Raw genomic sequence first — 24,153 nt, 5'->3', positions numbered from 1 at the left:
TGCGAGCCTGGATACGTGCCTGACTTCAACGATCTGACGCTGCTGCCGTTCTGTGTGGGCCTCACGCTGCTCGGCCTGATCGGCTCGTGGGCCGCCTGGCGGCGCCGCGGGGCGGCGGCCGGCACCCGTGGCGTGGCCTGGTCCCTGTTGCCGGTCTCGCTGTACCTGACCGGCCTGCTCGAGCTGGTCTGGGACGTGGTGCGCTCGAGCGTGAGCTGGGTCACCCACCTGATCTTCTCGCCCACCGTGTGGGCCGGGGTCGCGCTGTTCGGCGTCTCGGTCGTGCTCTACGTCGTCTCGGGTGTGGCCCGGGGCCGCGGGGGGAACCAGAAGGCACCGAAGTCAAAGCCCGCCTCGCCCGCGGGTGAGCTGACCGCCACGGGTCCGGAACCCGCGTCGGCCGCTCCCGCCAAAGCTGCCAAGCCGGCCAAGGGGTCGAAGGCGAAGCAGCAGGAATCGTCGGAGTTCGACGAGATCGAGGACATCTTGAAGCGCCATGGAATCAACTGACACGAACGCCCCCCACCCGCTGACCATCGACTCCCTGCTGGACCACGTCCAGTCCGCCCCGCCCCGCCTCGGCAACACCAGGCTGATCAGCGTCGACGGACCGGCCGGCTCCGGCAAGTCCACCCTGGCCGCGACCTTCGCGACCCGCGCGGAGGCCCGCGACCTCAACACCCGGGTCATCCACATGGACGACCTGTACGACGGCTGGACCGGTGCCGTCCGTGGTTTCGGCCTGCTCCGCGACCACGTCCTGCAACGGATCGCGGATTGCCGCGAAGGACGGTACCGGCGCTACGACTGGCACACCGGCATGTACGCCGAACTGCACGTCGTACCCGTGACCGTCGAGCTGCTGATCGTCGAGGGTGTCACCTCCTGCGACCGCGACGCCGACCACTGGCAGTCGTTGCGGGTCTGGATCGAGACGTCGAACGAGGTACGCCTCGAGCGCGGGATCGCCCGCGACGGCGAGGCGCTGCGCGACCACTGGCTGGAGTGGATGCGCTGGGAGCGCGACCACTTCGCCGAGCAGGGCACCCGGGACCGGGCGCACGTCATCGTCGACGGCAACCCGTCGGTCCCGCACGACCCGGCCCTCGAGCTGGTCACGAAGTCGGTGGCGCTGCCGCCGCACGACTCGGCGGCTTCCTGACCACGATCAGCCGCGCCCGCGGGTGATGAGTCCACTCCCCCGCCGGCGCCTGCTCCAGGTACCTCTGCCGGAGCTGCGCGATGTAGTCGTCGCCGCGAGCCAGGGCCAGCGCCCGCATCGATCCGCCGTGGTTGGAGGTGTCGAAGTACGTCGCCGCGTCGGGATGGGTCATCGGGTACGCCACGAACTCGTCGCGCTCGACCACTGCGTCCAGGCCGTCGAGCAGGCGGTCCTCCCACGAGTAGTCGCTGCGCTCGCCGATCGCCTTCGCCACCGCCGCGAACGGCCCGTCGTCCTCGGTGTTCTCGGGCCAGTAGACGACCGACAGCCGGCCGCCCGGCCTCAGCGCATCCGTCCACGAGCGAATCGCGGCCTCAGGGTCGGGAAGCTGCTGGAGACCGAAGGCCGAGACGACGCCGGCGCATGCCCCGGACCAGCGCGCGTCGAGGATGTTCGCATCTCCCTGAACCACGGTCACGCGCGGACCGAGGCGTTCGCGGGCACGCTCGACCATCCCGGCCGAGAGGTCGATCCCGGCGAGCTCCCGGCCGGGGAATCGCTCGAGCAGCAACTCCGCCTCGGGGAAGGTCCCGCAGCACGGCACTAGGATCGGCCCGTCCGGCAGGGTCTCCAAAGCCTCCACGGCAGCGGCCACCCAGGGCGCGAACCGGGGTACGAAGTACGCCTCGTAGCCGTCGGCCGCCTGGTCCCAGCCGCGCGCGATTCGACTCAACCGGTCCGTCACGGGGTCTCCTCGGTGATCGTGGCGAGGCGCCGCCGCAGGTGTGCGCGCTCGGGCTCGGTCCCCGCCAGCGCGAGGGCTTCCTCGTACGCCGCCGTTGCCTCAGGCAAACGCCCGAGGCGGTGCAGAAGGTCCGCCCGGGCCATCGGGTAAGGGTGGTACTCGCGCAGCCGCGGCTCGTCGGACAGCTCGTCGAGCAGCGCCAGCCCCTTCTCGGGCCCGTCGCGCATGGCGATGGCGGCTGCCCGGTTGAGGGCGACGACCGGAGACGGATCCATGCCGATCAGGACGTCGTACAGGGCGACGATCTGTGGCCAGTCGGTGCTCGCGACGTCGGTTGCTTCGTCGTGGAGGGCAGCGATTGCGGCCTGGACGCCGTACGGTCCGGCGGGGCCGCCGGTGAGCGAGGCGACGACGAGCTCGCTGCCTTCGGCGATCATCTCGCGGTCCCAGAGCGTGCGGTTCTGGTCGTCGAGCAGGACCACCTGGCCGTCCGGGCCGGTGCGGGCGTCGCGGCGGGCGTGGATCAGCAGCATCAGCGCGAGGAGGCCGGCGACCTCGCGTTCGGCCGGGAGCAGGCGGCGCAGGATCCGGGCGAGCCGGATCGCCTCCTCGGCCAGGTCCAGGCGCTGCAGGAAGGGTCCCGAGCTGGCGGCGTACCCCTCGGTGAAGACCGAGTAGATCACCTGCAGCACCCCCGGCAGCCGCTCCGGAAGCTCGTCCGGACCCGGGACGCGGAACGGGATCCGCACGTCCTTGATCTTCTTCTTCGCCCGGACGATCCGCTTCGCCATCGTCGCGGTCGGGACCAGGAACGCGCGCGCCACCTCCGGCGTGGTCAGCCCGGCGAGGCACCGCAGCGTCAAGGCGCCACGGTCCTCGGCCGCCAGGGCCGGGTGCGCGCAGGTGAAGAACAGTTGCAGCCGCTCGTCCGGCAGCTCGCCTCCGACGGGCGCCGGAGCCGGCCGGTCGGCGTCGACCTGCAGGATGGCGAGCTTGGCGGCGTACACCTGGTCGCGACGCAGCCGGTCGACCGCCTTCCGCCGCGCCGTGGTCATCAACCAGGCACCCGGATTGGGCGGTACGCCGTCGACCGGCCAGCGCGTCAGCGCCGTCTCGATCGCGTCCGACGTGACCTCCTCGGCGAGGTCGAGGTCACCGAACCGCCGGGCGAGCGCGGCCAGCAACCGCCCGCGCTCCTCCCGGAACACCGCCTCGACCTCGGCGTGCATAGTCCGTCAGGCCCCCGGGAACTCGGCCACGGGCCGGACGTCGATCGAGCCGCCGCCGCGGGACCCGGGGCACTTCGCGGCCCACTCGAGCGCGACGTCGAGATCCGGTACGTCGATCACGTAGAAGCCACCCAGGACCTCACGCGTCTCGGCGTACGGGCCGTCGGTCACCGTCCGCTGCCCGTCGTTCGCGACCTGGACCCGGGTCGAGGTGACCAGGTCGGCCAGCGACTCGGACGCGACCACGACGCCGGCCTCCTGGATCTCCTTGTCGAACCGCATCCAGTCCTCCGGCTCACACCCGACAGCCCCGCCATCGCTCAGGTCGACCTCACCGGCGTTGATCAGCAGCAGATACTTCATCTCGGAACCTCCTGTTGGCGTGTTGACAGCATCACCACGAACGGGTCAGGCCCCGATGGACAGCCGCCTCGAAGAAAGTTTGTCAGGATGGTGGGCATGATTCTGCCTTCCGGGGAGCAGTGGGGACTGCAGGCGAGCGGGTACGCGGCGACGGTGGTGAGCGTCGGCGGCGGACTGCGCGGGCTCACGTACGACGGACGCGAGGTGCTGCTCGGGTACGGCGAGGACGAGCCGGCGCGGGCCGGGATCGGGCAGCACATGTTCCCGTGGCCGAACCGGATCACGGACGGGAAGTACACGTTCGAGGGTGTCGACGAGCAGCTGTACCTGACCGAGCCGGGCCGGCAGAACGCGATCCACGGCCTGACCCGCTGGGCGAACTGGGAGCGCGTGGACGAAGGCGCCGACCCGGCCGTGGTCGAGGTCGGTCACCGGCTGCACGGCCAGCCTGGGTACCCGCACCAGCTCGAGCTGCGGCTCCGCTACGAGCTGAGCTCCGACGGGCTCACGGTGACTGCCGGCGCGACCAACGCCGGCGTGAGCGATGCGCCGTACGGGTATGGGACCCACCCCTACCTGAGTGTCGGGCGGTCGATCGACGAGTGCGTGCTGGAGTTCCGCGCGGCCGAGTGGCTGGAGGTATCGCCGGAGCGGATGACCCCGATCGGGTTGTCGCCGATCCACGACTCGCCGTACGACTTCAGCACCGGCCGGGTGCTCGGTGACCTCGAGATCGACAACGCGTTCACCGGGCTCGGTGGCAGCACGTGGTCGGTCACGCTGACCGATCCGGACACCGACGCCAGGTCGGTCCTGACCAGCGACACCGCCTGGCTGCAGCTCTACACCGGCGGCGCGATCGGGCGTACGGCGCTCGCCGTCGAGCCGATGACGTGTCCGCCGAACGCGTTCATCACCGGGCAGAACCTGGTGGTCCTGAAGCCCGGCGACTCACACACGACTATGTTCCGGGTGTCGGTCTAGGACCGGCGCCCAAGCCTCTTCCTTCTTCTTACTTCTTTTCTCCAGTTCGGGGCGCCGGGCCCGCGCCGCGGGCGCGGGCAACGGCAGCCAACTCCTTGGCTGCGCGGCTCGCGCGGATGCCTTCGGCGGCCTGGATCGCGAGGATGCCCAGGCGGTTGCCGTCGGCATCGAAGAGCTGGAGCCACGCGTCACCCGGCTTGAACCGCAGCGCGGTCACGTCGTCCCACCGCAGCGTGTAGGACTTGAAGACGTTCCGCACCCGCAGCCGGTCCGGGTACGCCGACACCCGCAGCGTCGTCATCCGGTAGAGGATCCACAGCACCGCGCCGAAGAACGCCAGCAAAGTCAGCCGCTGGAACCAGCTGAACGTGTCCCGGGAGTCCTCCGACAGCCGGAACCAGATCACCCCGAACACCGCGATCAGCGACAGCCCCATCCCACCGGCCATCAACGCGACGATCCGCGGGTGGAACGTGAAGAGCCGATCGTCGGCGCTCATCTCAGATCCGGCAAGCGTGGATGTCCGTGGTGAGGATGGCACGCGCGCCCACCTCCCAGAGCTGGTCCATGATCCGCTGCGCGTCGGCCCGCTGCACCATCACCCGGACGGCGACCCAGCCCTGCCGGTGCAGCGGCGACACCGTCGGCGACTCCAGGCCCGGCGCGACCGCGGTGGCCGCGTCGACCTGCTCGGCGCGGATGTCGTAGTCCATCATCACGTAGTTCCGCGCGATCAGGACGCCCTCCAGCCGGCGGACCAGCTGGTGCAGCCCGTTCGGCGGGGTCTCCACGCCGTGCCGCTTGATCAGCACCGCCTCGGACTTCAGGATCGGCTCGCCGAACACCTCGAGCCCGGCCTGGCGCAACGTCGTACCGGTTTCGACGACGTCCGCGATCACGTCCGCGACACCCAGCTGGACGGCCGACTCGACCGCGCCGTCCAGGCGGACGACGGAGGCGTCGACCCCGTTCTCGGCCAGGTGGTCGGCCAACACCCCGGCGTACGACGTGGCGATCCGCTTGCCGGCCAGGTCCTTGATCGAGGTCGCGGCCCCGGGCGGACCGGCGAACCGGAAGGTGGACCCGCCGAAGCCGAGCTCCATGATCACCTCGGCGTCGGCGTGCGAGTCGAGCACCAGGTCGCGGCCGGAGATCCCGACGTCGAGTGTGCCCTCGCCGACGTACACGGCGATGTCGCGGGGGCGCAAGTAGTAGAACTCGACCTCGTTCGCGGCGTCGGTCAGAGTCAGGTCCTTGGTGGTCCGGCGCTGCTTGTAGCCGGCTTCGGTGAGGATCTCGGTGGCGGCCTCGCTCAGCGAGCCCTTGTTCGGTACTGCGACGCGCAGCATGACACTGCCCTTTCTGGAGTGAACCGATGGTGTGCGGGATCAGCTCCTACAGATGTCGGTACACGTCGTCGAGGTCCAGGCCGAGCGCGTGCATCATCACCTGCGCGTGGTAGAGCAGCTGGGACAGCTCCTCGGCGGCCCGCTCCTTGCTCTCGTACTCGGCGGCCATCCAGGACTCGGCGGCCTCCTCGACCAGCTTCTTGCCGATCGCGTGCACGCCGGCATCCAGCGCCGCCACGGTCCCGGATCCCTCCGGCCGCGTCAGCGCCTTCTCGCCCAGCTCGGCAAACAGTTCCTCAAAGGTCTTCATCGCGCGCCCAGCCTAGAGGCCCGGTGCTGACGGCGTCCGGTCAGGTCCGTCTACCGGGACCCCGTGGCGGTGAGTGAGCATCGACGTACCAGGTGTGATTCTCGGCGAGCAGGCGCTTGATCATGCCGTGGTCGATGGTGTCGGTCTCCGAGCGCAGATGGAACGGCGGCGGGTAGAACGCGTCGCCGAGCAGGATCACGCCGGAGTCGGTCGCGACCAGCGAGTCGGGCGCGTGGTTGCCACCGACATGACGCAGTACGACGCCGGTCGGCAGCGTGAGGGTGTCGTCGAAGGTCTGGTCCGGGAGGACGATCCGGAAGTCCGTCCAGTCCGGTACGGCGAGGGCGCGAGCGCGGAAGCTGGGTCCGAGTCTGGGGTTCGCCTGGACCTGGCCGCGCAGATAGCGGTGGCTCCACGGGCGCCCGGCCTCGGCGGCCAGGATCTCGACGGCGGCCGTGTGGGCGACGACAGTGATGTCGTCCCAGGCACAGGCTCCCCAGACGTGATCCCAGTGGTGGTGGGTGTAGACCAGCCAACGGGCGGCCGGCAGGCCCGCTTGGGCGATCGCCGCCTGGATCTCGCGGGCGTGCTCCGGGCTGTTGCCGGCGTCGACCACGACACTCCCCCGGTCGTCGGCGATCACCGCGACCGACGGGCGGATCGCGTCCGGGTCGGGATCATGCGGGTAGAGCCACACCCGGCCGTTCAGCTGTTCCAGCACCTGGCCGACGATAGCTGCCATGCAAACTCCCCGCAGAGTCCGCGACCTCGGCATCACCATCGGCACGCTGCCGACCGGTCCGCTCAACGCGATCACCGACGTACCGGGAGTACGCGTCGGTCAGACCACGATCTCCTCCGGCGACCTGCACACCGGAGTGACCGCGATCGTGCCGTCCTCGGTTGCGGACGACCTACCGGCTGCGGACGGCCTTCCGGCGGCGGAGGGTCTTCCGGCGGCGGTTGCGGTCGGCAACGGGTACGGGAAGCTCGTCGGATCGACGCAGGTGGACGAGCTGGGCGTGATCGAGACGCCGATACTGCTCACCGGGACGCTGAGCGTCTTCCGGGTCGCCGACGCTCTGCTCACCTGGCTGCTCGACCGGAACCCGCGCGCGACCAGCCTGAACCCGGTCGTCGGCGAGACCAACGACGGTCACCTCTCCGACATCCGCAGCCGCCCGATCACGCCCGCACACGTCCACGCCGCGCTCGACTCGGCCTCCGCCGACCTGCCGGCCGAGGGCTGCGTCGGCGCCGGCACCGGGACGACGGCCCTCGGCTTCAAGGCCGGCATCGGTACGGCGTCCCGGACGGTCGACTCGGGGACGATCGGCGTACTGGTCCAGGCGAACTTCTCCGGCACGCTGACCGTCCGCGGCACCGAGATCCCGGCTCCCCCGCTCGATGCCGATGGCAACTCCTGCATGATCGTCGTCGCGACCGATCTCCCCCTCGACGCCCGCCAGCTGGGCCGCGTCGCCCGCCGCGCCGTGTTCGCCATGTCCCGCGTCGGCTCCGACTACGCCCCGGGCAGCGGCGACTACGCGATCGCGTTCACTACCAATCGCGGTCGAACCTTTGCCGAGAAGGGCCTCCGCCCGGTCTTCCAGGCCACGATGGAGTCAACCGAGGAAGCCCTCCTCAACTCCCTCACCATGGCTACGACCACCACAGGCTTTCAGGGACGCACCGCTCATGCGGTCGCCCACGACCTCCTCGTCTCCCGCCTGGAGTCCGCCGGTCTGCTCGCCTGACCGCCGGCGACCAGAACACCGAAGGCGAGCACGGCCGCGACGGTGCGGACCAGATGAGCCACTTGCCACCGATCCCGGACAGCCGCCCAATCCGCCGGCGGACTCTGCACCAACCAGTCAGCCTGCTCCGCGTTGATCGGCAGGTTGATCACGAGCGACGTGACCAACACCAGCACCAGCAATCCGGCTGCAAGCAGCCCCGTCCGCCGATTGCCGCCCCGGATCACCAGGACCACAGTCGCGATGATCGCCGGAATCAACGTCACCGACGCGAGCGTGTCGAGGGCGTCCAGCTCGACCTGCCGGACTTGGGTGTAGACCTCGGCGCCGTACCCGCGCAAGGAGTTCTCCAGCACGAGGACGCCGAGCAGGAAGCCGGCGAACAGGCCGGTGAACAGCAGGCTGGCGGCGCGTAGGAGCCTGTCCATCAGTACGCCACCCCGACCGGCTGGTCGATGGTTGCCGGGGTGGTGAGGGCGGCGAGCATGAGGTGGGCGACGTCGGCGCGCGAGATGGTGTAGCCGCGGGAGACCGTGCCGCCGACAACCGTTCGATAGGTGCCGGTCAGCGCCTTGTTGGTGAGCTTCGGCGGCCGCACGATCGTCCAGTCGGTGTCGCTGGTCTTGATGTCGCCCTCCATCACCCGCAGGTCGGCGTACACGTCAGCGGCGAACGCGTTGATCATCGGCAGCAGGAGACGCCGGTTGAGGAAGCTCTCATCGGGAGCGGCCGGGCCGAGCGGCGCCGCGCTCACCGCGACGAAGCGCCGTACGCCGGTCTTCGTCATCGCAGCGAGGATCGACTGCGTGCTGCCGGACGCGACCGGTCCGTCCTTGCGCCCGCGCGGTCCGACGCCGGAGATGACCGCGTCGCTGCCGTCCACCGCCTCGACAAGCGGCTCGGCCGAGGTCAGCCCGGGCACTCTGACCACCTCGAGCGCCGGATGCGCCACGTCGTACGACGACGACGCGCGAACCACCGCCGTCACCTCGTGCCCCGCATCCAAAGCCTGCCGTACGACGTGACCGCCGATCCCGCCCGTCGCACCGAAAACCGTGAGCCTCATCCGTACTCCTCCTGCGCTATCGTCAGTCAGGTCATCTGCAACTCATATAGTACGGAAATCATAATATATGGAACAGACACAACCGGGTGACCCGCGTCACCGCCGGCGGACCGGCAACGAGATCAAGGCCGCGCTGCGCGACCTGCGGATCCAGCTCGCCCTGCTGAATCACCAGGTCGGCGGCAGGCTGGCGCTGAAGGACGTTGACCTCGACTGTCTCGACGTACTGGCGCGGAGTGGTCCGTTGACCCCGAGCGCACTCGCCCGCCAGGCCGGCCTGCACCCGGCAACGCTGACCGGCATCCTGGATCGGCTCGAGCGGGCCGGCTGGATCGCCCGGGATCGCGCTCGCGGCGACCGGCGCAGCGTGACCATCCGCGTCCTGCCCGACCGCGGGATGGAGGTCTTCCGGCTCTACCAGCCGATGCTCGGCGCGATGGACGACGTGCTGGCCGACTACAGCCAGGACGAGCTCGAGCTGATCGCCCGCTTCCTCCGGCGCAGCGCCGAGGCCGGCCGCTCCGCGACCGAGACGTTGGGTCAGGACTCGTAGAGGTTGAGCAGTTTCCGGCCGAGGCTCGCGAGCTCGGTGCGCAGCTCCGGTGGGTCGAGGACCTCGAGGGAGGCGCCGAAGCGAGAGAGGGTGGCGGCGGCGTTCCCGATGGACTCGATCGGGATGGTGACGGTCACGCTGCCGTCCTCGGCCGGGTCGGCGGCAGCGACCGCCTTCACCAGGATCGGGAAGGACACGTCGTGCATGTTGGCGGCGAGATCGGGTGACACGCGTACGACGGCCTCGGCGGTGAAGCGGGTCTGGTCGAACCCGGCCAGGCGCTCCTGCCAGAAACCGGGGAGATCGAAGTCGGCCGGGCGCTCGAACTCCTCGTCGGTCGGGGTGAGCTCGAGGATGCTGGAGACGCGGTAGGTGCGGATCCCGCCGGGTGTTGCGGCGACGACGTACCAGGCTCCGTTCTTGAGCACGAGACCGTACGGCTCGAGCACGCGCTCGACCTCGCGGGGCGCCTCCCAGCGGCGGTAAAGGACCTTGATCCGGCGGTCGTGGAGTACGGCGTCGGCGACGGCGGACAGGTGTGGCGAGTTCTCGGCGTCCTGGTACCACGCGGGCAGATCGAGGTGGAAGCGGTTCTTCAAGCGGCCGGCGCGGTCGCGCTGGTCCGGAGCCAGCGCGGCGAGCAGCTTGAGCTCGGCCGCGCTCGTCTCCGCGGTGAGCCCGAGCGCCGCGGCCGCGCCGGGCATGCCGACCAGGAACAGCGCGGCCGCCTCCTGCTCGGTGAGTCCGGTCAGCTTCGTGCGGTACCCCTCGACAAGGCGATAGCCGCCGGCTCTGCCCTGGTCGGCGTACACGGGCACGCCCGCTGCCGCGAGCGCCTCGACGTCGCGGTAGATCGTGCGGAGCGACACCTCCAGCTCGTCGGCGAGCTCACGCGCGGTCAACTGCCTGCGGGTCTGCAGCAACAGCAGGATCGACAGCAGCCGGCTCGAACGCATGCGTCGAGGTTAGCTCCGAACACTGCCACTCGCTGTCAGGTATCGGTCGGATGCTGGCTGCATGACGACATGGACCAAGGTGACCGGCGACTTCGACTTCCTGAACGGGTACTTCGACGTCCGGCACCGAACCCTGAAGCAGGTCTTCGTGGGTTGCGACGAGTGGAACGAGTTCGAGGGCACCACGACGGCGCGCACGCACTTCGACGGGGCGATCAGCATCGACGAGATGCGGTTCCCGACGAGGTCGTCGTACGGGATGTCGGTGCGGCTGTTCGACCCGGTGGCCAAGGAGTGGAGCATCTGGTGGATCGACGGCCGCACCATGGAGCTCTACCCGCCGGTGCGCGGCGGCTGGACGGACGACGGCACGTCCTGCCGGCTCATCGGCGCGGACGAGGTCGTGAACGGGCAGAAGGTGATGGTCAGCTACGAGTGGTCGGACATCACCGAGCGAACCGCGCACTGGGAGCAGTGCTACTCCAACGACGGCGGCGAGACCTGGGAGCTCAACTGGGTCATGGACTTCACCCGCCGGGACACCCCGCCGCCCGCACTCGACGTACCGAAGCTGACCGATGACTTCGACTTCCTCGTCGGGCGCTGGGACATGCACAACAGCCGCCGCCGGCCCGCACTGGGTTCACCGGCCGAGTGGTACGACGTCGAGTCGGAGATGGAAGTCTGGTCGTACTTCGACGGCGCGATCAGCTTCGACGAGGGATGGTTCCCGACCGAGGGGTTCCGGGGCGCGACGCTGCGGATTTACAACCCGACGACGAAGACCTGGGCCATCCACTGGATCAACAGCCTCCGCGGCCAACTCGAAACCCCGGTCATCGGCTCCTTCACCACCGACGGCACCGGCATCTTCGAAGGCCCCGACGTGTGGGAAGGCCAACCAATCGACGTTCGCTTCACCTGGACTCCAGGCACCGACAAGGCCGCCTGGGAACAGTCCTTCTCCACCGACGACGGCCAAACCTGGCACCCCAACTGGAAAATGCAACACACAAGAATCGGTTAGTTCCTCTCCCCACGCTCCCCACGCAGCCACGCCTACGTCGCGGCCGCTACGCGCACTCCCACCCACCCTCCGGCTCGTCGCCGGCGCCCCAGCCAGGCTGCCGCCGGCGACCTGCGGGCTGTCGCCCGCGTGCTGCGCGCTGCCGCGCGCACTCGACCACACCGGGCGGGCGCACCCGACGGACAAGCCCGTCGGGTGAACCGCGGTTGGGCCGGGATCCGCTCACGCCATCAGTCCGTTCAAAGCTGCCGGAGTCAAGCTGCCTGCCGACCTTCCCGTCGAGTCGCCCCGCCTCTGCTTGACGCATGCCGATATGGGCATATGATGGGGATGTGGCCCGAGCAGCGACGACGTCAGATGTGTTCAACGCGATTGCCGAGCCGCAGCGGCGGGAGATTTTGGTGCTGCTGCGGGCGGGTGAGCGGCCGGTGACCGAGGTGGCCCGGGAGTTGGGGATCACGCAGCCGGGTGCTTCCAAGCACCTGCGGGTGCTCCGGGAGGTGGGGTTGGTGCGGGATCGCAAGGCAGGCAAGCAGCGCCTGTACGGACTGGACGCCCGCGAGCTGCGACTGGTTCACGAGTGGACCGGGGGGTTCGAGCGGTTCTGGAACGAGAGCTTCGACCGGCTGGACGCGTACGTGCAAGACCTCAAGCAGGCAAGGCAGGAGGAGTAACCGATGGCAACGACAGGACAGGACGCGCCGGCGCAGGCAGCGATGGCCGACCGCGAGGTCGTGATCTCCCGGGTCATCGACGCCCCACGGGAGTTGGTGTTCGAGGCGTTCACCGAGGTGCGGCACCTGTCGCGATGGTGGGGACCGGAGGGGTTCACCACGACCACGCGGGCGTTCGAGTTCCGCGTCGGCGGGGAGTGGGACTTCGTGATGCACGGGCCGGACGGCACGGACTACCAAGAGTGGATCTCCTGGACCGAGGTCGCCCCGCCGGAGCGGATCGCCCTGCTGCACGGCGAGTCCCGCGACGACCCGAACGCCTTCGCCTCGGTCCTCACGTTCGAGCGCGACGATACGGCGACCCGGATCGAGATGCGCACGGTGTTCCGTACCAAGGAGCAGCGCGACGAGGCGGTCGAGAAGTACCACGCGATTGAGGGCGGCCGGCAGACCCTGAACAACCTGGCTGCCTACGTCACCGAGATCCGGAACGGAGTGGAGGGCTGATGGCCGGCAAGGTGTTCTTCAGCGTATCGATGTCGCTGGACGGGTTCATCGCCCCCGAGGCCGTGCCCGTCGAGGACCTCTTCGGGCCCGAGAAGAAGCCCGACGACCCCTCGGTACGGCGCTGGATGGCGCAGTGGATGGAACTCCATCAGGCAGCGTTCCCGCAGCGGTTCTTCCGGGAGAACCTGAAGCTCGGCAAGGGCGGCGAGGAAGGGCGCGACAACGACATCGCGCAGGCGACGTTCGAGCGCATCGGCGCGAACGTCATGGGCAAGCGCATGTTCGACGCCGGCGAGCTCTCCTGGCCGGAGGACGCGCCGTTCCACACGCCGGTCTTCGTCGTGACGCACGAGAAGCGTGACCCTTGGGAGCGGCCCGGCGGTACGACCTTCCACTTCGTCAACGACGGCATCGAGACCGCGCTCGACCAGGCCCGCGCTGCCGCCGGCGACCGCGACGTACGCATCTCCGGCGGCGGCGCGACGATTCTGGAGTACCTGAACGCCGGCCTGATCGACGAGTTCTCCATCACGCTGTCCCCCGTGCTGTTCGGCTCCGGCGTCCGCCTCTTCGAGGGCGTGGACGCGAGCCGCATAGCTCTGGACCCCGTCCGCGCGGAACCGACGCAACGAGTAACCCACCTGACCTACACAGTCCGGCAGCGATAACCGTCCGTCCGCACACCAACCCGATGCCGGCGCCACGCCGAACTACCGACACCCACCAGCGGCCGGTTGCCCCCGACGCCGTACTCGACGGGTTATCCGGCCCAGCCGCGGGTTCTCCCCTGGCACGCAAGGGGAGAACCCACAGGTCGAACGGATATCCCTCCGAGCGGTGGCGGGAACCGTGTCGCTACGCCCGCTCGCTCGGACGAGGGGCTATCCGGCCCAGCTGTGGGTTCTCCCTTGGCACGCACGGGGAGAACCCACAGGTCGAACGGATATCCCTCCGAGCGGTGGTGGGAACCGTGTCGCCTACGCTCGCTCGGACGAGAGGTCACGATTTTCGGGCCGGAAGGCGCCGAGCACTGTGCGGGCGGTAGCACGCAAGGAACCGTGGGAGCGCGTGTGGTGGTCGCGTCGAAGGAGTGGCCGCGTGGGAAGACGGCCCCACGGCTACACCGTTTCGTATTGGCGGGTCCTTGCGACGAGCAGGTGGAGGGCCAGGGTCAGCGCCAGGATCAGCGCGGCCACGGCCGGGAGCGCGGGGGCGGGAGTGCCAGCCGCGAGGGCCACGCCGCCCAGGGCGCTGCCCAACGCGCAGCCGAGGGCGATGGCGCTGCCGTTGAGGGCCATCACGATGGCTGCGGAATCGGGGGCCAGGGAGGCGAGACGCGCCTGCTGGGGGACGGCCGCCCCGCCATTGCCGATGCCGGCGGCAAAGAACCACAGCAAGCCAACGACAGCCAGTACGCCGCTGACCTTGAACACCAGCGCAGCCAAGACAGCATCCAGCAACAGCCCGATCAGTACGACGGTCAGCACCCGAAGCGCCGTGAAGCGGTCAGTGAGCCGCCCAGTGACCGCGTTGCCCAGCATGCTGGCCATGCCGTACCCGAACATGACCAGGATCATCATCCACTCAGCGGGAAAGGCCGGATCGAGGATCAACGTGGCGTACGTGAAGCAGGTGTAGCTACTGCACAGAATCCCCGTCGTGACAAGCAGCCCGGCCAGCAGACGCGGCTGGCCAAGCGGCCGCAGACGATCGGCCAACGTCCCGGCCGGAAGATGCAACCGCGGAAGCTTGAGCACGATCCCGGCCAACGCGACCGTCCCCACGACCGCGACCAGAATCATCGGGAAGCGCCAACTCGACTGCCCCAGCACCAGACCGACCGGCACCCCGAGCGCAGTCGCCGCCATCCACCCGCCAAGCACGAACGACAACGCCTTCCCGTGATCCTTGACCGGCGTCAGCGCAATCACATACCCAGTGACAGCAGCATTGAGCAGACACCCACCCAGCGCCGCCACCACCCGCCCGCCGAGCGCCACCGCATAGGTAGGCGCAAGCCCGACGATGAGATTCCCGACCACGAACACGCCCAACGCGATCGCGATCGTACGACGCCGCTCCCACCGACTCGTCGCCGTACTGAGCAACGGCGCCGCCAGAGCCGACGTCAACGCGAACGCCGACACCAGCTGCCCAGCCGCCGCCTCGACGACCCGCAAGTCCGAAGCGATGGCCGGCAACAACCCCGCCAGCACATACCCGTCGATCCCCGTCGAGAACGTTGCCACCGCCAACCAAACCAGCGGCCGGTACCTCACAGGTCCCGCACAAACGTGAACATGCTCCGCCCCAGCACCAGCGGTTCCGGCATCCCGCCGAACCGGTGGACGCCGACCCCGAAGCCGGCCTCCGGATCGGAGACGAACACCCGCTCGAACCCGCGCTCCTCGAACCACCCACAGATCGCCGGCACCCGATCGGGCGCACCCCGATGCCGAGTCCAGATCACCGTCCCACCGGTCTTGCTCAACTGCCGACACGTCTCGACAATTCGCTCGATGTCCGCGTCCACGACGTTCCCGAACACCCCACACGCCAGTACGACGTCCGCCGGCACCAGCCCGCGGTACTGATCCGTCAACGCCGCATCGCCCTCGACGACCTCGACGTCGGTCAGCCCCGTGACCCGGATCGCCTCGGCGGCAACCGCCGTACTGCGTGGATCGAGTTCGACCAGCCGAGCCCGCACGTCGTCCCGGCGCGGATGCGCTGGAAGCACCTCGAGCAGGTCGCGGCCCTCGCCGGCGCAGAGACTCACCACCGTCAGCGGGCCCGGCGGCGCAGCATCCAGCGCCAGCCGGAGCTGCGCCTGCACAACCTCCAGACGCCGCGCGAGGAACGAACCGGGTACGTCGTAGTCGCCGTGCCAGCGGTGCCAGTCCATGAGGCTAAAGGCTACGGATCGCCACCAGCGTCGAGAGAGCGGCCTGGGTTGCCTCGTACCCCTTGTCCTCCCGGCTGTCCGGGAGGCCGGCGCGGTCGAGCGCCTGCGGGTCGTTGTCACACGTGAGTACGCCGAAGCCGATCGGGACGCCCGTGGTCACGCCGACCTGCATGAGGCCCTCGGTCGCGGCCTGGCAGACGTACTCGAAATGCGGGGTGTCCCCGCGGATCACGACGCCGAGCGCGATCACCGCGTCGTACCCGCTCTTGGCCGCATGCAACGTCGCGACCGGGAGCTCGAAGGATCCCGGCACCCGGATCACCGTGTAGTCGGTGACGCCGGACTCGTCCAGCGCGCGGATCGCGCCGGCCACCAGGGCGTCGGTCACCTTCGGGTGCCACTGCGCTCCGACGATCGCGACGCGGGCGCCGTCGGCCCGCGGGGTCTCGATGGTGGGTGCTCCACTGCCCGACATCAGCCGGCTCCGTTCTCTTCGGCGAGGACACCGGCGGGCAGGTGGTGGCCCATCCGGTCGCGCTTGGTCCGCAGGTACCGCAGGTTGTGCTCGGTCGGGTCGATCGAGATACTGCGGCGCTCGACCACGTCGATGCCGTAGCCCTGGACGCCGGCCAGTTTGTCCGGGTTGTTGGTCAGCAGCCGGACGGACGTGACGCCCAGGTCGGCCAGGATCTGCGCGCCGGTGCCGTAGTCCCGGGCGTCCGCGGGCAGCCCGAGGTCCAGGTTCGCGTCGACCGTGTCGCGGCCCGCATCCTGCAACTCGTACGCCTGCAGCTTGTGCAGCAGTCCGATCCCGCGACCCTCGTGACCACGCAGGTACACGACGACGCCGCCCTCGGCCGCGACCTGGCGCAGCGCCTCGTCCAGCTGCGGTCCGCAGTCGCACCGCAGCGACCCGAACACGTCACCGGTCAGGCATTCCGAGTGCAGCCGCACCAGTGTCGGCCCGGCCCCGAGGTCGCCCCGGACCAGCGCCAGCTGCTCCGACCCGTCGACGATGTTCCGGTAGCCGTGGGCAACGAAATCGCCGTACTGGGTCGGCAGCGTGGTGGTCGCGACGCGCTGGATCTGGCTCTCGGTACGGCGCCGGTAGCGGATCAGGTCGTCGATCGACACCAGCACCAGCCCGTGCTCGTCGGCGAACTCGCGCAGTTCGGGACCGCGCTTCATCGTGCCGTCGTCGTTCACCATTTCCGAGATCACCGCGGCCGGCGTCAGCCCGGCCATCCGGGCCAGGTCGATCGACGCCTCGGTGTGCCCCGGCCGCACCAGGACGCCGCCGTCGCGACCGCGCAGCGGGAAAACGTGCCCCGGCTGGACCAGGTCGTACGGCTCCGACGCGGAGTCGGTCAGCACCCGGATCGTCCGGGCACGGTCCGCGGCCGAGATCCCGGTGCTGATGCCGTCGCGGGCATCGACCGAGATCGTGTACGCCGTCCGCATCCGTTCCCGATTGTGCGGCGTCATCAGCGGGATGCCGAGCCGGTCCAGCTCGGCGCCCTCCATCGGGACGCAGACCACGCCGGAGCTGTACCTGATCAGGAACGCCAGCAGCTCCGGCGTCGCCTTGGACGCGGCGAAGATCAGGTCGCCCTCGTTCTCGCGGTCCTCGTCGTCGACCACGATCACCGGCCGTCCGGCCCGGATCTCCTCGATCGCGTGCTCGATCGTGTCGAGTTTCAGCACGTCACCCATGTCAGCCCACCACCACTGGTTCCGGAGCCACGGTGCGCTCCCGGTTCTGGATCCGCCACCAGGAGGCGAACCCGACGACACAGAACAGCCCGTAGACGATGTACATCGTCGCCGACGGGTAGAACTTCGCCTGGATCAGCAGCGGTACGCCGACCACGTCGACGGCGATCCAGATCAGCCAGAACTCGACGAATCCGCGGGCCATCCCGTACGTCGCCAGGATCGACCCGGTCAGGATCCACGCGTCCCACTGCGGTCCCCACGAGCCGAGCTCGCGCAGGACGAAGTACGAGATCGCGTACAGGACGACCGCGAACCCGAGCAGCTCGAACCGCTCGCGGGTGGTCGCCCAGCGCGGCTGCACCGCCTTGCCGGCGCCGCCGTGCCGGGTCTGGTACCAGCGGTACCAGCCGTAGAGGCTGACCAGCGCGAAGAACACCTGGCGACCGGCCTGGCCCCAGAGGTCCTTGTCCTGCGGCGTGTCGAAGATCCCGCCGACGAAGACGGTGAACAGCAGGACGTTGCCGACGATGCCGACCGGCCAGGCGGCGACCAGCCGGCGCATCCCGAACAGGGCGCTGCCCAGGCCGAACACGTTGCCGACGATCTCGCGGACGAGCACCGGCGAGCCGGCGATCTCCACCTCAGAGTGCAGCAACCAGTCGATCACCGGTCCACTCCCTTGGCGGTGAGCAGCCGCTCGACGTACTTGGCGATCACGTCGACCTCGAGGTTCACGGTGTCGCCGACCTGGTTGCGGCCGAGCACGGTCAGCTCGAGCGTGGTCGGGATCAGGCTGACGCCGAACCTGCCGGTCGCGTCGTCCACGTCGGTGACGGTCAGCGAGACGCCGTCGATGGCGATCGAGCCCTTCTCGGCGACGTACTTGAGGATCTCGGGCGTGGTCGCGACCCGGACGTCCTCCCAGTGCTCGCCCGGCGTCCGGCTCGCGATCGTGCCGGTGCCGTCCACGTGGCCCTGGACGATGTGCCCACCGAGCCGGGCGTGGGCCGTGACCGCACGCTCGAGGTTGACGCTCGAGCCCTTGTCCAGGCTGCCCAGGCTCGTCCGCTGCAGGGTCTCGCGCATCACGTCGGCGGTGAAGACGCCGTCACCGTGCTCGATCACCGTGAGGCAGCAGCCGTTGACCGCGATCGAGTCGCCGTGGCCGGCGTCCTCGGTCACCTTCGGGCCCCTGATGGTGAGCCGGGCGGCGTCTCCGTCCAGCAGGTCCAGCGACTCGACGGCGCCGAGTTCTTCGATGATGCCGGTGAACATCTACTTCCCTCCAAGAGGAGTCAGGGTCAGCCGGACGTCGTCGCCGAGACGGGTGACGTCCGCTAGCTTGAACCGCCGAAGGTGGTCGATCGATTCCGCGCCGAGGTCGCCGATCGCGGCGTACCCGGAGCCGAGCACGGCCGGGGCGACGTACGCGACGATCTGGTCGACCAACTGGGCGCGCAGGAAGGCGGCGGCCAGCGTCGGGCCGCCCTCGAGCCAGAGGTGCCGGATGTGGTGGTCGTCGAGTTGGCGCAGTACCTCGGCCGGGTCGTGCGTCGGCAGGATCAGCGTCTCCGCGCGGTCGTTGCGGACCTGCGCGGTCTCCGGGATCTCCCGGTCGCCGACCACGACCCGCAGCGGCTGCCGGGCCGCCGGTACGTCGTGCTCGTCGCGGACCGTCAGCTCTGGGTCGTCGTCCAGCACCGTCTGGGTGCCGACCGCGATCGCGTCGCACTCGGCGCGCTTCCGGTGTACGTCGGCGCGCGCGATCGGCCCGGTGATCCACCGGCTGGTCCGGTCCGGGGCGGCCGACCGCCCGTCCAGGGTGGTGGCGAACTTCCAGGTGACGAACGGGCGGCCCATCCGGACGCTGTGCAGCCACACGTGGTTGACCGCCTCCGCCTCGTCCCGCAGCACGCCCTCGGTGACCACGATGTTCTTGTTCCGCAGCTTCTCGGCGCCGCCGGCGGCCTGCCGGTTCGGATCCGGTACGGCGTACACCACGCGGGCGACACCGGCCTCGATCAACGCGTCGGCACACGGACCGGTCCGGCCGGTGTGGTTGCACGGCTCGAGCGTCACGTACGCGGTACCGCCGCGGGCCCGCTCGCCGGCCATGGCCAGCGCCTCGACCTCGGCATGGGGGCCACCGGCAACGGCATGGAATCCCTCACCGACCGGATGCCCGTCGCGGCCGGTGATGACACAGCCGACCACCGGGTTCGGGTGCGTGCTACCGATGCCCTTGGCGGCCAACTCGACCGCACGCCGCATCCAGGCGACGTCGATCGGCGAAGCGTTGTTCACTCACGGTCCCTCGTTGTCACGGACGCACTCCGGGGTTCGTGACAACCGGCGCACACGCACTGCCGTCCGGGGTCGCGTCGACCTTGTGGGTCGCGTTGCCGAACGTCAGAGCGCACCCGCCGATCGCGTGCGCCTCCCATCCGGACTTTCACCGTCGGTCCCGGAATTCCACCAGGTCAACCGGCCGCTCGACTGCTGCGGCCGGGTCGCGGACTGTCACCGCCGGCTCGGAATTACACCGACCCCGGAGCACGCGAGTGGGTTCACTCGTACTTCAAGTGTGCCACCACTGGTCCAGCGGGCCAGGACCCAGGTCACATCCTGGGCATCCGCTGCGTGACGGCGAGCCCGGCCGCGGCGGTCAGACAGGCCGCCGCGACGGTCAGGATGAGCGGCCGGTACCCGAATGCCTCGGCCAGCGCCGCGCCACCCAGCGGCCCGACTGCCTTCGCGATCGTGACCGGCGTGGTCAGGATCCCGGAGATGGTGCCGAACCCGTCGGCGCCGTACCGGTCGAGCAGGATCGCCGGCGTCGCGATCGACGACACCCCGAACCCGAGCCCGAACAGCGTCAGGCAGACGACCGCCCCGCCGATCTGCTGACCCACTACCGGCAGCAACGAGATGGCCACGCCCTGCACGGTCAGGACGCAGGCCGTGATGGTGGCCATCGGCAACCACCGGGCCGAGACACTGGCGACGATCCGTCCGGTCACCGACAGCAGCCCCAGCAACCCGGCGAGCGTCGCCGCTGTCGCCGGTCGGTGGCCGAGGCTGATCAGGTACAGCACCAGGTGGACCGAGATCACGGCCAAGGCCGCACTATGTACGACGAAGGAGCCGGCGAGCACCCAGAACCCGGCGTCCTTGAGCACCCGCCGCGGCGATCCCTTCGGCTGTCCCGGCGCGAGCCGCGGCATGCTCCGCCGTACCGCGAACGCATGCAGCGGAATCGCGATCACGGCCACCAGACCAGCAAGGACGACCAACGCTCCCCGCCACCCACGCGCGTGCTCCAGCCACCCGGTCAACGGGATGAAGATCGAGCTCGCCAGCCCACCGACCAGCGTGATCGTGAGGATCGCCTTGGTCCGCGACTCCGGCCTCGCCACGGCAACCACCACCGCGAACGCAGGCGGGTAGAGCACCATCGCCGACGCGATCCCGATCCCCACGAAGACGCCGTACAACTGGACTGTGTTCTGGACCTGCGACCACCCCAGTACGGCGACCGCCGCCAGCACCGACCCGGTCGTCATCAACGCGCGCCCACCCCGGGCGTCCAGCCACCGCCCCACCGGAATCGACATCACCCCGGTCACCAGCACCGCCACCGTCGACGCCCCCACCGCGGTCGTCGTCGAGATCCCCAACTCCCGCGACATCGGCCCCAGCAACACGCTGAACGCATACGTGAGCACCCCGTACCCCACCGTCGTCGTGACAGCCAACGCCGCCACAACCCGCCGAACCCCCACCCCCGGTGCGGCCACAACCCTGGAGTCCCTCACTCACCCCATTCCACCACCCCACCCCCACCCCCGCCTCCCGATTACCCCGCCTGCATGCGTCCTCGAGCGCGGTCGATGGGTCGACTGGTGGGGCGGTAGGTTCTTGCCGGTGGAGGCGTTTGCGGGGCGGTACCGGCTGATCGACCTGATCGGGACCGGTGGAATGGGCTCGGTCTGGCGGGCGTGGGACCTGCGACGGTCGGCGTACGTGGCGGCTAAGGTACTCGGCCAGCACGACGCCGCGACGCTGCTGCGGTTCGTCCGGGAACAGTCGCTGCGCATCGACCACCCACACGTGGTGGCACCGCACGGCTGGGCGGCCGACGACGACAAGGTCGTGTTCGCGATGGACCTCGTCCGCGGCGGCTCGGTAGCGACTCTGCTCGGCGACCACGGCCCGCTGCCGACGTCGTACGTCGCCGTACTGCTCGACCAACTCCTGCACGGCCTGTCCGCAGTACACGCGGCCGGCGTCGTACACCGCGACCTCAAGCCCGCCAACCTCCTCCTCGACGCCACCGGCGAGGGCCGCCCGCACCTGCGCCTGTCCGACTTCGGCATCGCCGGCCTGCTCGACGAACCACGCATGACCCGCCACAGCACGATCCTCGGCACCCCCGGCTACCTCGCCCCCGAACAACTCGCCGGCGCCGACCCCGACCCGCGCCAGGACCTCTACACCGTCGGCGCCGTCGCCGCCGAACTCCTCACCGGCGAACGCCCCGGCCCCGACGGCAAACTCCCACCCGTCGAAGGCCCCCTCGCCGACTTCATCCACCGCAGTACGGCGACCGACCCCACCCACCGCCCCACCACAGCCCACGCCGCCGGCCGTCTCCTGGCCGAGTCCGGCGCCCTCCCACCCGCCAACACCGCTCCCTGGTCCACCCACCCCGACTCCCCCGAAGTCTTCGACCAACTCCCACCCCTCCCACCCCCCTGGACCCCCACCGGCCCCGCGCCCAAGCCCTCAGCGCCCGCCGGCACCCCCTCACCCGCAACCCCATCCCCAACCAACACCGACCATCAGCCGGCAGCACCAACTCACACGGCCGCCATACACCTCACCTCACCACCGTCCCCCCACCCCACCGCCGCACCCACACCAACCGCGTCCGCAGCCACCACCAACCCCAACCCCGCCAGACCCAGTTCCACCCAAAGCCACCCCACGGACCCCGCAGCCCCATCCCCCACTACCTCCAGCTCCCCCACCGGCTCCAGCTCCACCACCACCGCCCCGCACAGCACCCCCGCATCCCCCAGCTCCCCCGCCCCGCACGGCTCCCCCGCCCCGCACAGCACCTCCACATCCCCCGGCACGCCCGCCTCGCCAGCAACCGCCACCGCGCCCAGCACCCCCGCCTCGCCCACTGTCACCCCAACGCAAGGCACTCGCCCCCGAAACCGCCCACTGGTCTGGCTCGCCTCACTGAGCCTCACAGGCGGACTAGCACTCCTAGCCACCGCCGCCTGGCTCCTCCTGAACTAACCCACAGACCCGGCACGCACTCAGCACCGCCCGCAGCTCACGTCCCGCCAGGCAGGTGACGATCCTCAGCGTGGCCGCGGCCCTAGCCCAGCCTTGGCCGCGCGATCAACCTGTCGGCGACTCCAGAGCAGCCCCTGCGACTCCAGAGCAGACCTGCTAGGACTCCTTCGCCGCCCGAGCCCGGTACGCCGCGACCGTCGTCCGACTCGCACACGGGTTGGAGCAAAACCGCCGTGTCCGGTTCCGTGACTGATCCACGAAGTAGTTGCCGCACTCCGCCGCCGCGCACCGCCCGAGCGTCACCGACGGATCCCCCGCAGCAACCAAGGCGAGCTTGGCGGCAACCAACTGACCGACCCAGCGCCTGGCCGGAGTGCCGTTGCGACTGAAGTGCACGTGCCAGCCGCCGTCGTGATCAGACAAGTGCATATCCGGCGGGTACTCACGCAGCAAGCGATGCACGGCATCGGGAGCGCCACCATCGACAGACTGCGCCAGCGCCGTCCGCACGAGCTCAGGCAGTTCGCCGTACTCGCCGTCCGGCGGCGGCGTGATCTCGTGCTCTGCGAAGAACGCAGCCACCAGTTCGCCGTCCTGATCGAGCGTGCCCGTGTTGGCCAGCTCGACAGCCAGCCGCGTCACGTTCCCGATGTAGTCACCGTAAGACACTTGACCACCTACATCACGATTCTTATGGTAGGCGTCATGCTAGCCGATGACACCTACATCGCCCGGCGCCTGCACCTGCTCGGCGAGTGGGATGCCGCCCTCGCCACCTTGGGCCCGGACGCCGATCCCGAACTGCGCGCCGAGATCGCCGTAGACCGCTGGTTCTTCCAGATCGAGCACCATGAGGAGGCCGAGAAAGCAGTCGCGGCACTCGATCCCGCATCACCGACAGCACAATTGCTCACGGCACGAATGGCCTACAGCCGCCTGCTGTTCCGCCACCACCCGCGCGCCGACGACCGCGCCGTGGCCGAGGCCGGCTACCGCGCAGCGGTCGAGACCGGCAACGAGAAGCAGCGAGGTTGGGCCGAGTACCACTGGGGCGTCCTGCTGGACAACATCGACGACGACCCGGACGGCGCCCTCCGGCGCTACGGGACAGCCCTAGACATCGCAACGAAAACCAACGACTGCTACCTCGAGTCGTACATCATCCGGCACCTCGCACATCTCAAGGAGCCCACCGAACGAATCGCCATGCTCCGCCGATCCCTCCACCTACGCGCCGCCCTCGGCGCCCGCCCCCAAACAGTCGCCGCCCAAGCCACCCTCGCCGAAGATCTCCCCCAGGACGACCCCGAACGCGCCGACCTAACCCAAACCTTCCGCCCAGCCGCCCAAAAACTCCGAATCCCCTGGCTCCACCCCGACAGCTAACCCCACCACCCCGAGCAAGCACGACAAGCCTCGACTCCCGCTCGACCAACCGTCCGACCGGCGGGCTTGGCCGCGCGACTACTGACACCGGACTGTGGTCGCCAGCGCTTCGGGCGACGGGACCTGAGTCGGCCGGCTATTCGACCGGCAGGAGGTC

General features: G+C 69.7%; 30 protein-coding genes and 1 riboswitch. Of the genes, 11 read left to right on the top strand and 19 right to left on the bottom strand.

Going from position 1 to position 24,153, the window contains the following annotated elements; genetic code table 11:
* Nucleotides 1-15 precede the first annotated feature (15 nt).
* Together ACIBGM_RS35435 and ACIBGM_RS35430 are read left to right on the top strand one after the other, a co-directional pair.
* Complete coding sequence (locus tag ACIBGM_RS35435) at nt 16-510, top strand: hypothetical protein (protein ID WP_360535601.1); 495 nt, start codon at nt 16-18, stop codon at nt 508-510.
* Nucleotides 497-1,162: a hypothetical protein gene (locus tag ACIBGM_RS35430; RefSeq protein WP_360535599.1), complete on the top strand. Its 666-nt coding sequence runs from the start codon at nt 497-499 to the stop codon at nt 1,160-1,162. Before ACIBGM_RS35435 ends, ACIBGM_RS35430 begins: the two co-directional genes overlap by 14 nt.
* On the opposite strand, the gene ACIBGM_RS35425 is transcribed toward ACIBGM_RS35430, so the two are convergent.
* Genes ACIBGM_RS35425 through ACIBGM_RS35415 form a run of 3 tightly spaced genes read right to left on the bottom strand, consistent with a single transcriptional unit; the run spans nt 1,116 to nt 3,499 of the window.
* The gene (locus tag ACIBGM_RS35425) at nt 1,116-1,907 is read right to left on the bottom strand and encodes a class I SAM-dependent methyltransferase (protein ID WP_396388021.1); all 792 of its coding nucleotides are present in this window, start codon (nt 1,905-1,907) and stop codon (nt 1,116-1,118) included. The two genes, ACIBGM_RS35430 and ACIBGM_RS35425, sit on opposite strands and share 47 nt — an antisense overlap.
* Nucleotides 1,904-3,136, bottom strand: coding sequence for an RNA polymerase sigma factor (locus tag ACIBGM_RS35420; RefSeq protein WP_396388019.1), 1,233 nt, complete (start codon nt 3,134-3,136; stop codon nt 1,904-1,906). Before ACIBGM_RS35420 ends, ACIBGM_RS35425 begins: the two co-directional genes overlap by 4 nt.
* 6 nt (nt 3,137-3,142) lie before the next feature.
* Nucleotides 3,143-3,499, bottom strand: coding sequence for a YciI family protein (locus tag ACIBGM_RS35415; protein WP_360535593.1), 357 nt, complete (start codon nt 3,497-3,499; stop codon nt 3,143-3,145).
* Nucleotides 3,500-3,595: 96 nt separating this feature from the next.
* Between ACIBGM_RS35415 and ACIBGM_RS35410 the strand changes: the two genes are divergently transcribed.
* On the top strand, nt 3,596-4,483 hold the full coding sequence (locus ACIBGM_RS35410) for an aldose 1-epimerase family protein (protein WP_396388018.1): 888 nt from the start codon (nt 3,596-3,598) through the stop codon (nt 4,481-4,483).
* A 28-nt stretch (nt 4,484-4,511) separates the two neighbouring features.
* Here ACIBGM_RS35410 and ACIBGM_RS35405 read toward each other — a convergent pair whose 3' ends face one another.
* Genes ACIBGM_RS35405 through ACIBGM_RS35390 form a run of 4 tightly spaced genes read right to left on the bottom strand, consistent with a single transcriptional unit; the run spans nt 4,512 to nt 6,884 of the window.
* Nucleotides 4,512-4,982: a PH domain-containing protein gene (locus ACIBGM_RS35405; RefSeq protein WP_360535589.1), complete on the bottom strand. Its 471-nt coding sequence runs from the start codon at nt 4,980-4,982 to the stop codon at nt 4,512-4,514.
* Between the two features lies 1 nt (nt 4,983).
* Nucleotides 4,984-5,832 (bottom strand): ATP phosphoribosyltransferase, encoded by an 849-nt coding sequence (hisG, locus tag ACIBGM_RS35400; RefSeq protein WP_360535587.1) that lies wholly within the window; start codon nt 5,830-5,832, stop codon nt 4,984-4,986.
* 46 nt (nt 5,833-5,878) lie between these two features.
* On the bottom strand, nt 5,879-6,142 hold the full coding sequence (locus ACIBGM_RS35395) for a phosphoribosyl-ATP diphosphatase (protein WP_360535585.1): 264 nt from the start codon (nt 6,140-6,142) through the stop codon (nt 5,879-5,881).
* A gap of 40 nt (nt 6,143-6,182) precedes the next feature.
* Nucleotides 6,183-6,884 carry an MBL fold metallo-hydrolase gene (locus ACIBGM_RS35390; protein ID WP_360535583.1) on the bottom strand — a complete coding sequence of 234 codons (702 nt, stop codon included), beginning with the start codon at nt 6,882-6,884 and terminating at the stop codon, nt 6,183-6,185.
* Here ACIBGM_RS35390 and ACIBGM_RS35385 point away from each other — a divergent pair.
* Nucleotides 6,883-7,899, top strand: coding sequence for a P1 family peptidase (locus ACIBGM_RS35385; RefSeq protein ID WP_396388017.1), 1,017 nt, complete (start codon nt 6,883-6,885; stop codon nt 7,897-7,899). The genes ACIBGM_RS35390 and ACIBGM_RS35385 overlap by 2 nt on opposite strands.
* On the opposite strand, the gene ACIBGM_RS35380 is transcribed toward ACIBGM_RS35385, so the two are convergent.
* Both ACIBGM_RS35380 and ACIBGM_RS35375 read right to left on the bottom strand, forming a co-directional pair.
* Nucleotides 7,839-8,327, bottom strand: a complete 489-nt coding sequence (locus tag ACIBGM_RS35380; protein WP_396388016.1) for an anthrone oxygenase family protein — start codon at nt 8,325-8,327, stop codon at nt 7,839-7,841. The genes ACIBGM_RS35385 and ACIBGM_RS35380 overlap by 61 nt on opposite strands.
* Nucleotides 8,327-8,965, bottom strand: coding sequence for an NAD(P)-dependent oxidoreductase (locus ACIBGM_RS35375; RefSeq protein ID WP_396388015.1), 639 nt, complete (start codon nt 8,963-8,965; stop codon nt 8,327-8,329). The genes ACIBGM_RS35380 and ACIBGM_RS35375 overlap by 1 nt, the downstream gene beginning before the upstream one ends.
* A 67-nt stretch (nt 8,966-9,032) precedes the next feature.
* Here ACIBGM_RS35375 and ACIBGM_RS35370 point away from each other — a divergent pair, with 67 nt between their 5' ends.
* A complete protein-coding gene (locus tag ACIBGM_RS35370) occupies nt 9,033-9,518 on the top strand; it encodes a MarR family transcriptional regulator (protein WP_396388014.1) in 486 nt (161 codons plus the stop codon).
* On the opposite strand, the gene ACIBGM_RS35365 is transcribed toward ACIBGM_RS35370, so the two are convergent.
* Entirely contained in the window at nt 9,506-10,474 is a 969-nt protein-coding gene (locus ACIBGM_RS35365; protein WP_360535573.1) for a transcriptional regulator, read from the bottom strand. The genes ACIBGM_RS35370 and ACIBGM_RS35365 overlap by 13 nt on opposite strands.
* Before the next feature lie 61 nt (nt 10,475-10,535).
* On the opposite strand from ACIBGM_RS35365, the gene ACIBGM_RS35360 reads away from it, so the two are divergent.
* The 4 genes from ACIBGM_RS35360 (at nt 10,536) to ACIBGM_RS35345 (ending at nt 13,350) form a co-directional block, all read left to right on the top strand.
* Nucleotides 10,536-11,501, top strand: a complete 966-nt coding sequence (locus tag ACIBGM_RS35360; RefSeq protein WP_360535571.1) for a hypothetical protein — start codon at nt 10,536-10,538, stop codon at nt 11,499-11,501.
* Nucleotides 11,502-11,833: 332 nt separating this feature from the next.
* On the top strand, nt 11,834-12,175 hold the full coding sequence (locus tag ACIBGM_RS35355; protein WP_360535569.1) for a metalloregulator ArsR/SmtB family transcription factor: 342 nt from the start codon (nt 11,834-11,836) through the stop codon (nt 12,173-12,175).
* Nucleotides 12,176-12,178: 3 nt separating this feature from the next.
* Complete coding sequence (locus tag ACIBGM_RS35350) at nt 12,179-12,682, top strand: SRPBCC family protein (RefSeq protein WP_396388013.1); 504 nt, start codon at nt 12,179-12,181, stop codon at nt 12,680-12,682.
* Nucleotides 12,682-13,350: a dihydrofolate reductase family protein gene (locus ACIBGM_RS35345; protein ID WP_360535565.1), complete on the top strand. Its 669-nt coding sequence runs from the start codon at nt 12,682-12,684 to the stop codon at nt 13,348-13,350. The genes ACIBGM_RS35350 and ACIBGM_RS35345 overlap by 1 nt, the downstream gene beginning before the upstream one ends.
* A 450-nt stretch (nt 13,351-13,800) precedes the next feature.
* Here the strand turns inward: ACIBGM_RS35345 and ACIBGM_RS35340 are convergent, their stop codons facing one another.
* The 8 genes from ACIBGM_RS35340 to ACIBGM_RS35305 form a co-directional block, all read right to left on the bottom strand.
* Nucleotides 13,801-14,898, bottom strand: coding sequence for an MFS transporter (locus tag ACIBGM_RS35340; RefSeq protein WP_396388044.1), 1,098 nt, complete (start codon nt 14,896-14,898; stop codon nt 13,801-13,803).
* 59 nt (nt 14,899-14,957) lie between these two features.
* Nucleotides 14,958-15,587: a methyltransferase gene (locus ACIBGM_RS35335; protein WP_396388012.1), complete on the bottom strand. Its 630-nt coding sequence runs from the start codon at nt 15,585-15,587 to the stop codon at nt 14,958-14,960.
* A gap of 4 nt (nt 15,588-15,591) precedes the next feature.
* Complete coding sequence (ribH, locus tag ACIBGM_RS35330; RefSeq protein ID WP_360535559.1) at nt 15,592-16,062, bottom strand: 6,7-dimethyl-8-ribityllumazine synthase; 471 nt, start codon at nt 16,060-16,062, stop codon at nt 15,592-15,594.
* A complete protein-coding gene (locus ACIBGM_RS35325) occupies nt 16,062-17,300 on the bottom strand; it encodes a bifunctional 3,4-dihydroxy-2-butanone-4-phosphate synthase/GTP cyclohydrolase II (RefSeq protein ID WP_396388011.1) in 1,239 nt (412 codons plus the stop codon). The genes ribH and ACIBGM_RS35325 overlap by 1 nt, the downstream gene beginning before the upstream one ends.
* A gap of 1 nt (nt 17,301) precedes the next feature.
* Nucleotides 17,302-17,970 carry a nicotinamide riboside transporter PnuC gene (pnuC, locus tag ACIBGM_RS35320; RefSeq protein ID WP_396388010.1) on the bottom strand — a complete coding sequence of 223 codons (669 nt, stop codon included), beginning with the start codon at nt 17,968-17,970 and terminating at the stop codon, nt 17,302-17,304.
* Nucleotides 17,967-18,578: a riboflavin synthase gene (locus ACIBGM_RS35315; protein WP_396388009.1), complete on the bottom strand. Its 612-nt coding sequence runs from the start codon at nt 18,576-18,578 to the stop codon at nt 17,967-17,969. Before ACIBGM_RS35315 ends, pnuC begins: the two co-directional genes overlap by 4 nt.
* Nucleotides 18,579-19,607 (bottom strand): bifunctional diaminohydroxyphosphoribosylaminopyrimidine deaminase/5-amino-6-(5-phosphoribosylamino)uracil reductase RibD, encoded by a 1,029-nt coding sequence (ribD, locus tag ACIBGM_RS35310; protein ID WP_396388008.1) that lies wholly within the window; start codon nt 19,605-19,607, stop codon nt 18,579-18,581.
* 123 nt (nt 19,608-19,730) lie between these two features.
* Nucleotides 19,731-19,864, bottom strand: a riboswitch (FMN riboswitch).
* A 57-nt stretch (nt 19,865-19,921) separates the two neighbouring features.
* Nucleotides 19,922-21,067 (bottom strand): MFS transporter, encoded by a 1,146-nt coding sequence (locus ACIBGM_RS35305; protein ID WP_396388007.1) that lies wholly within the window; start codon nt 21,065-21,067, stop codon nt 19,922-19,924.
* 160 nt (nt 21,068-21,227) lie between these two features.
* Here ACIBGM_RS35305 and ACIBGM_RS35300 point away from each other — a divergent pair, with 160 nt between their 5' ends.
* Nucleotides 21,228-22,610 carry a protein kinase gene (locus ACIBGM_RS35300; protein ID WP_396388006.1) on the top strand — a complete coding sequence of 461 codons (1,383 nt, stop codon included), beginning with the start codon at nt 21,228-21,230 and terminating at the stop codon, nt 22,608-22,610.
* Nucleotides 22,611-22,766: 156 nt separating this feature from the next.
* On the opposite strand, the gene ACIBGM_RS35295 is transcribed toward ACIBGM_RS35300, so the two are convergent.
* On the bottom strand, nt 22,767-23,279 hold the full coding sequence (locus ACIBGM_RS35295) for a CGNR zinc finger domain-containing protein (RefSeq protein WP_360535545.1): 513 nt from the start codon (nt 23,277-23,279) through the stop codon (nt 22,767-22,769).
* 36 nt (nt 23,280-23,315) lie between these two features.
* Here ACIBGM_RS35295 and ACIBGM_RS35290 point away from each other — a divergent pair, with 36 nt between their 5' ends.
* Nucleotides 23,316-23,996 carry a hypothetical protein gene (locus tag ACIBGM_RS35290; RefSeq protein WP_360535543.1) on the top strand — a complete coding sequence of 227 codons (681 nt, stop codon included), beginning with the start codon at nt 23,316-23,318 and terminating at the stop codon, nt 23,994-23,996.
* The last annotated feature ends 157 nt before the right edge of the window (nt 23,997-24,153 follow it).

The organism is Kribbella sp. NPDC050470, from assembly GCF_044458365.1.
GTDB lineage: Bacteria > Actinomycetota > Actinomycetes > Propionibacteriales > Kribbellaceae > Kribbella.
The sequence above is the reverse complement of the archived record's forward strand: the minus strand, read 5'-3'. Positions and strand labels throughout refer to the sequence as shown.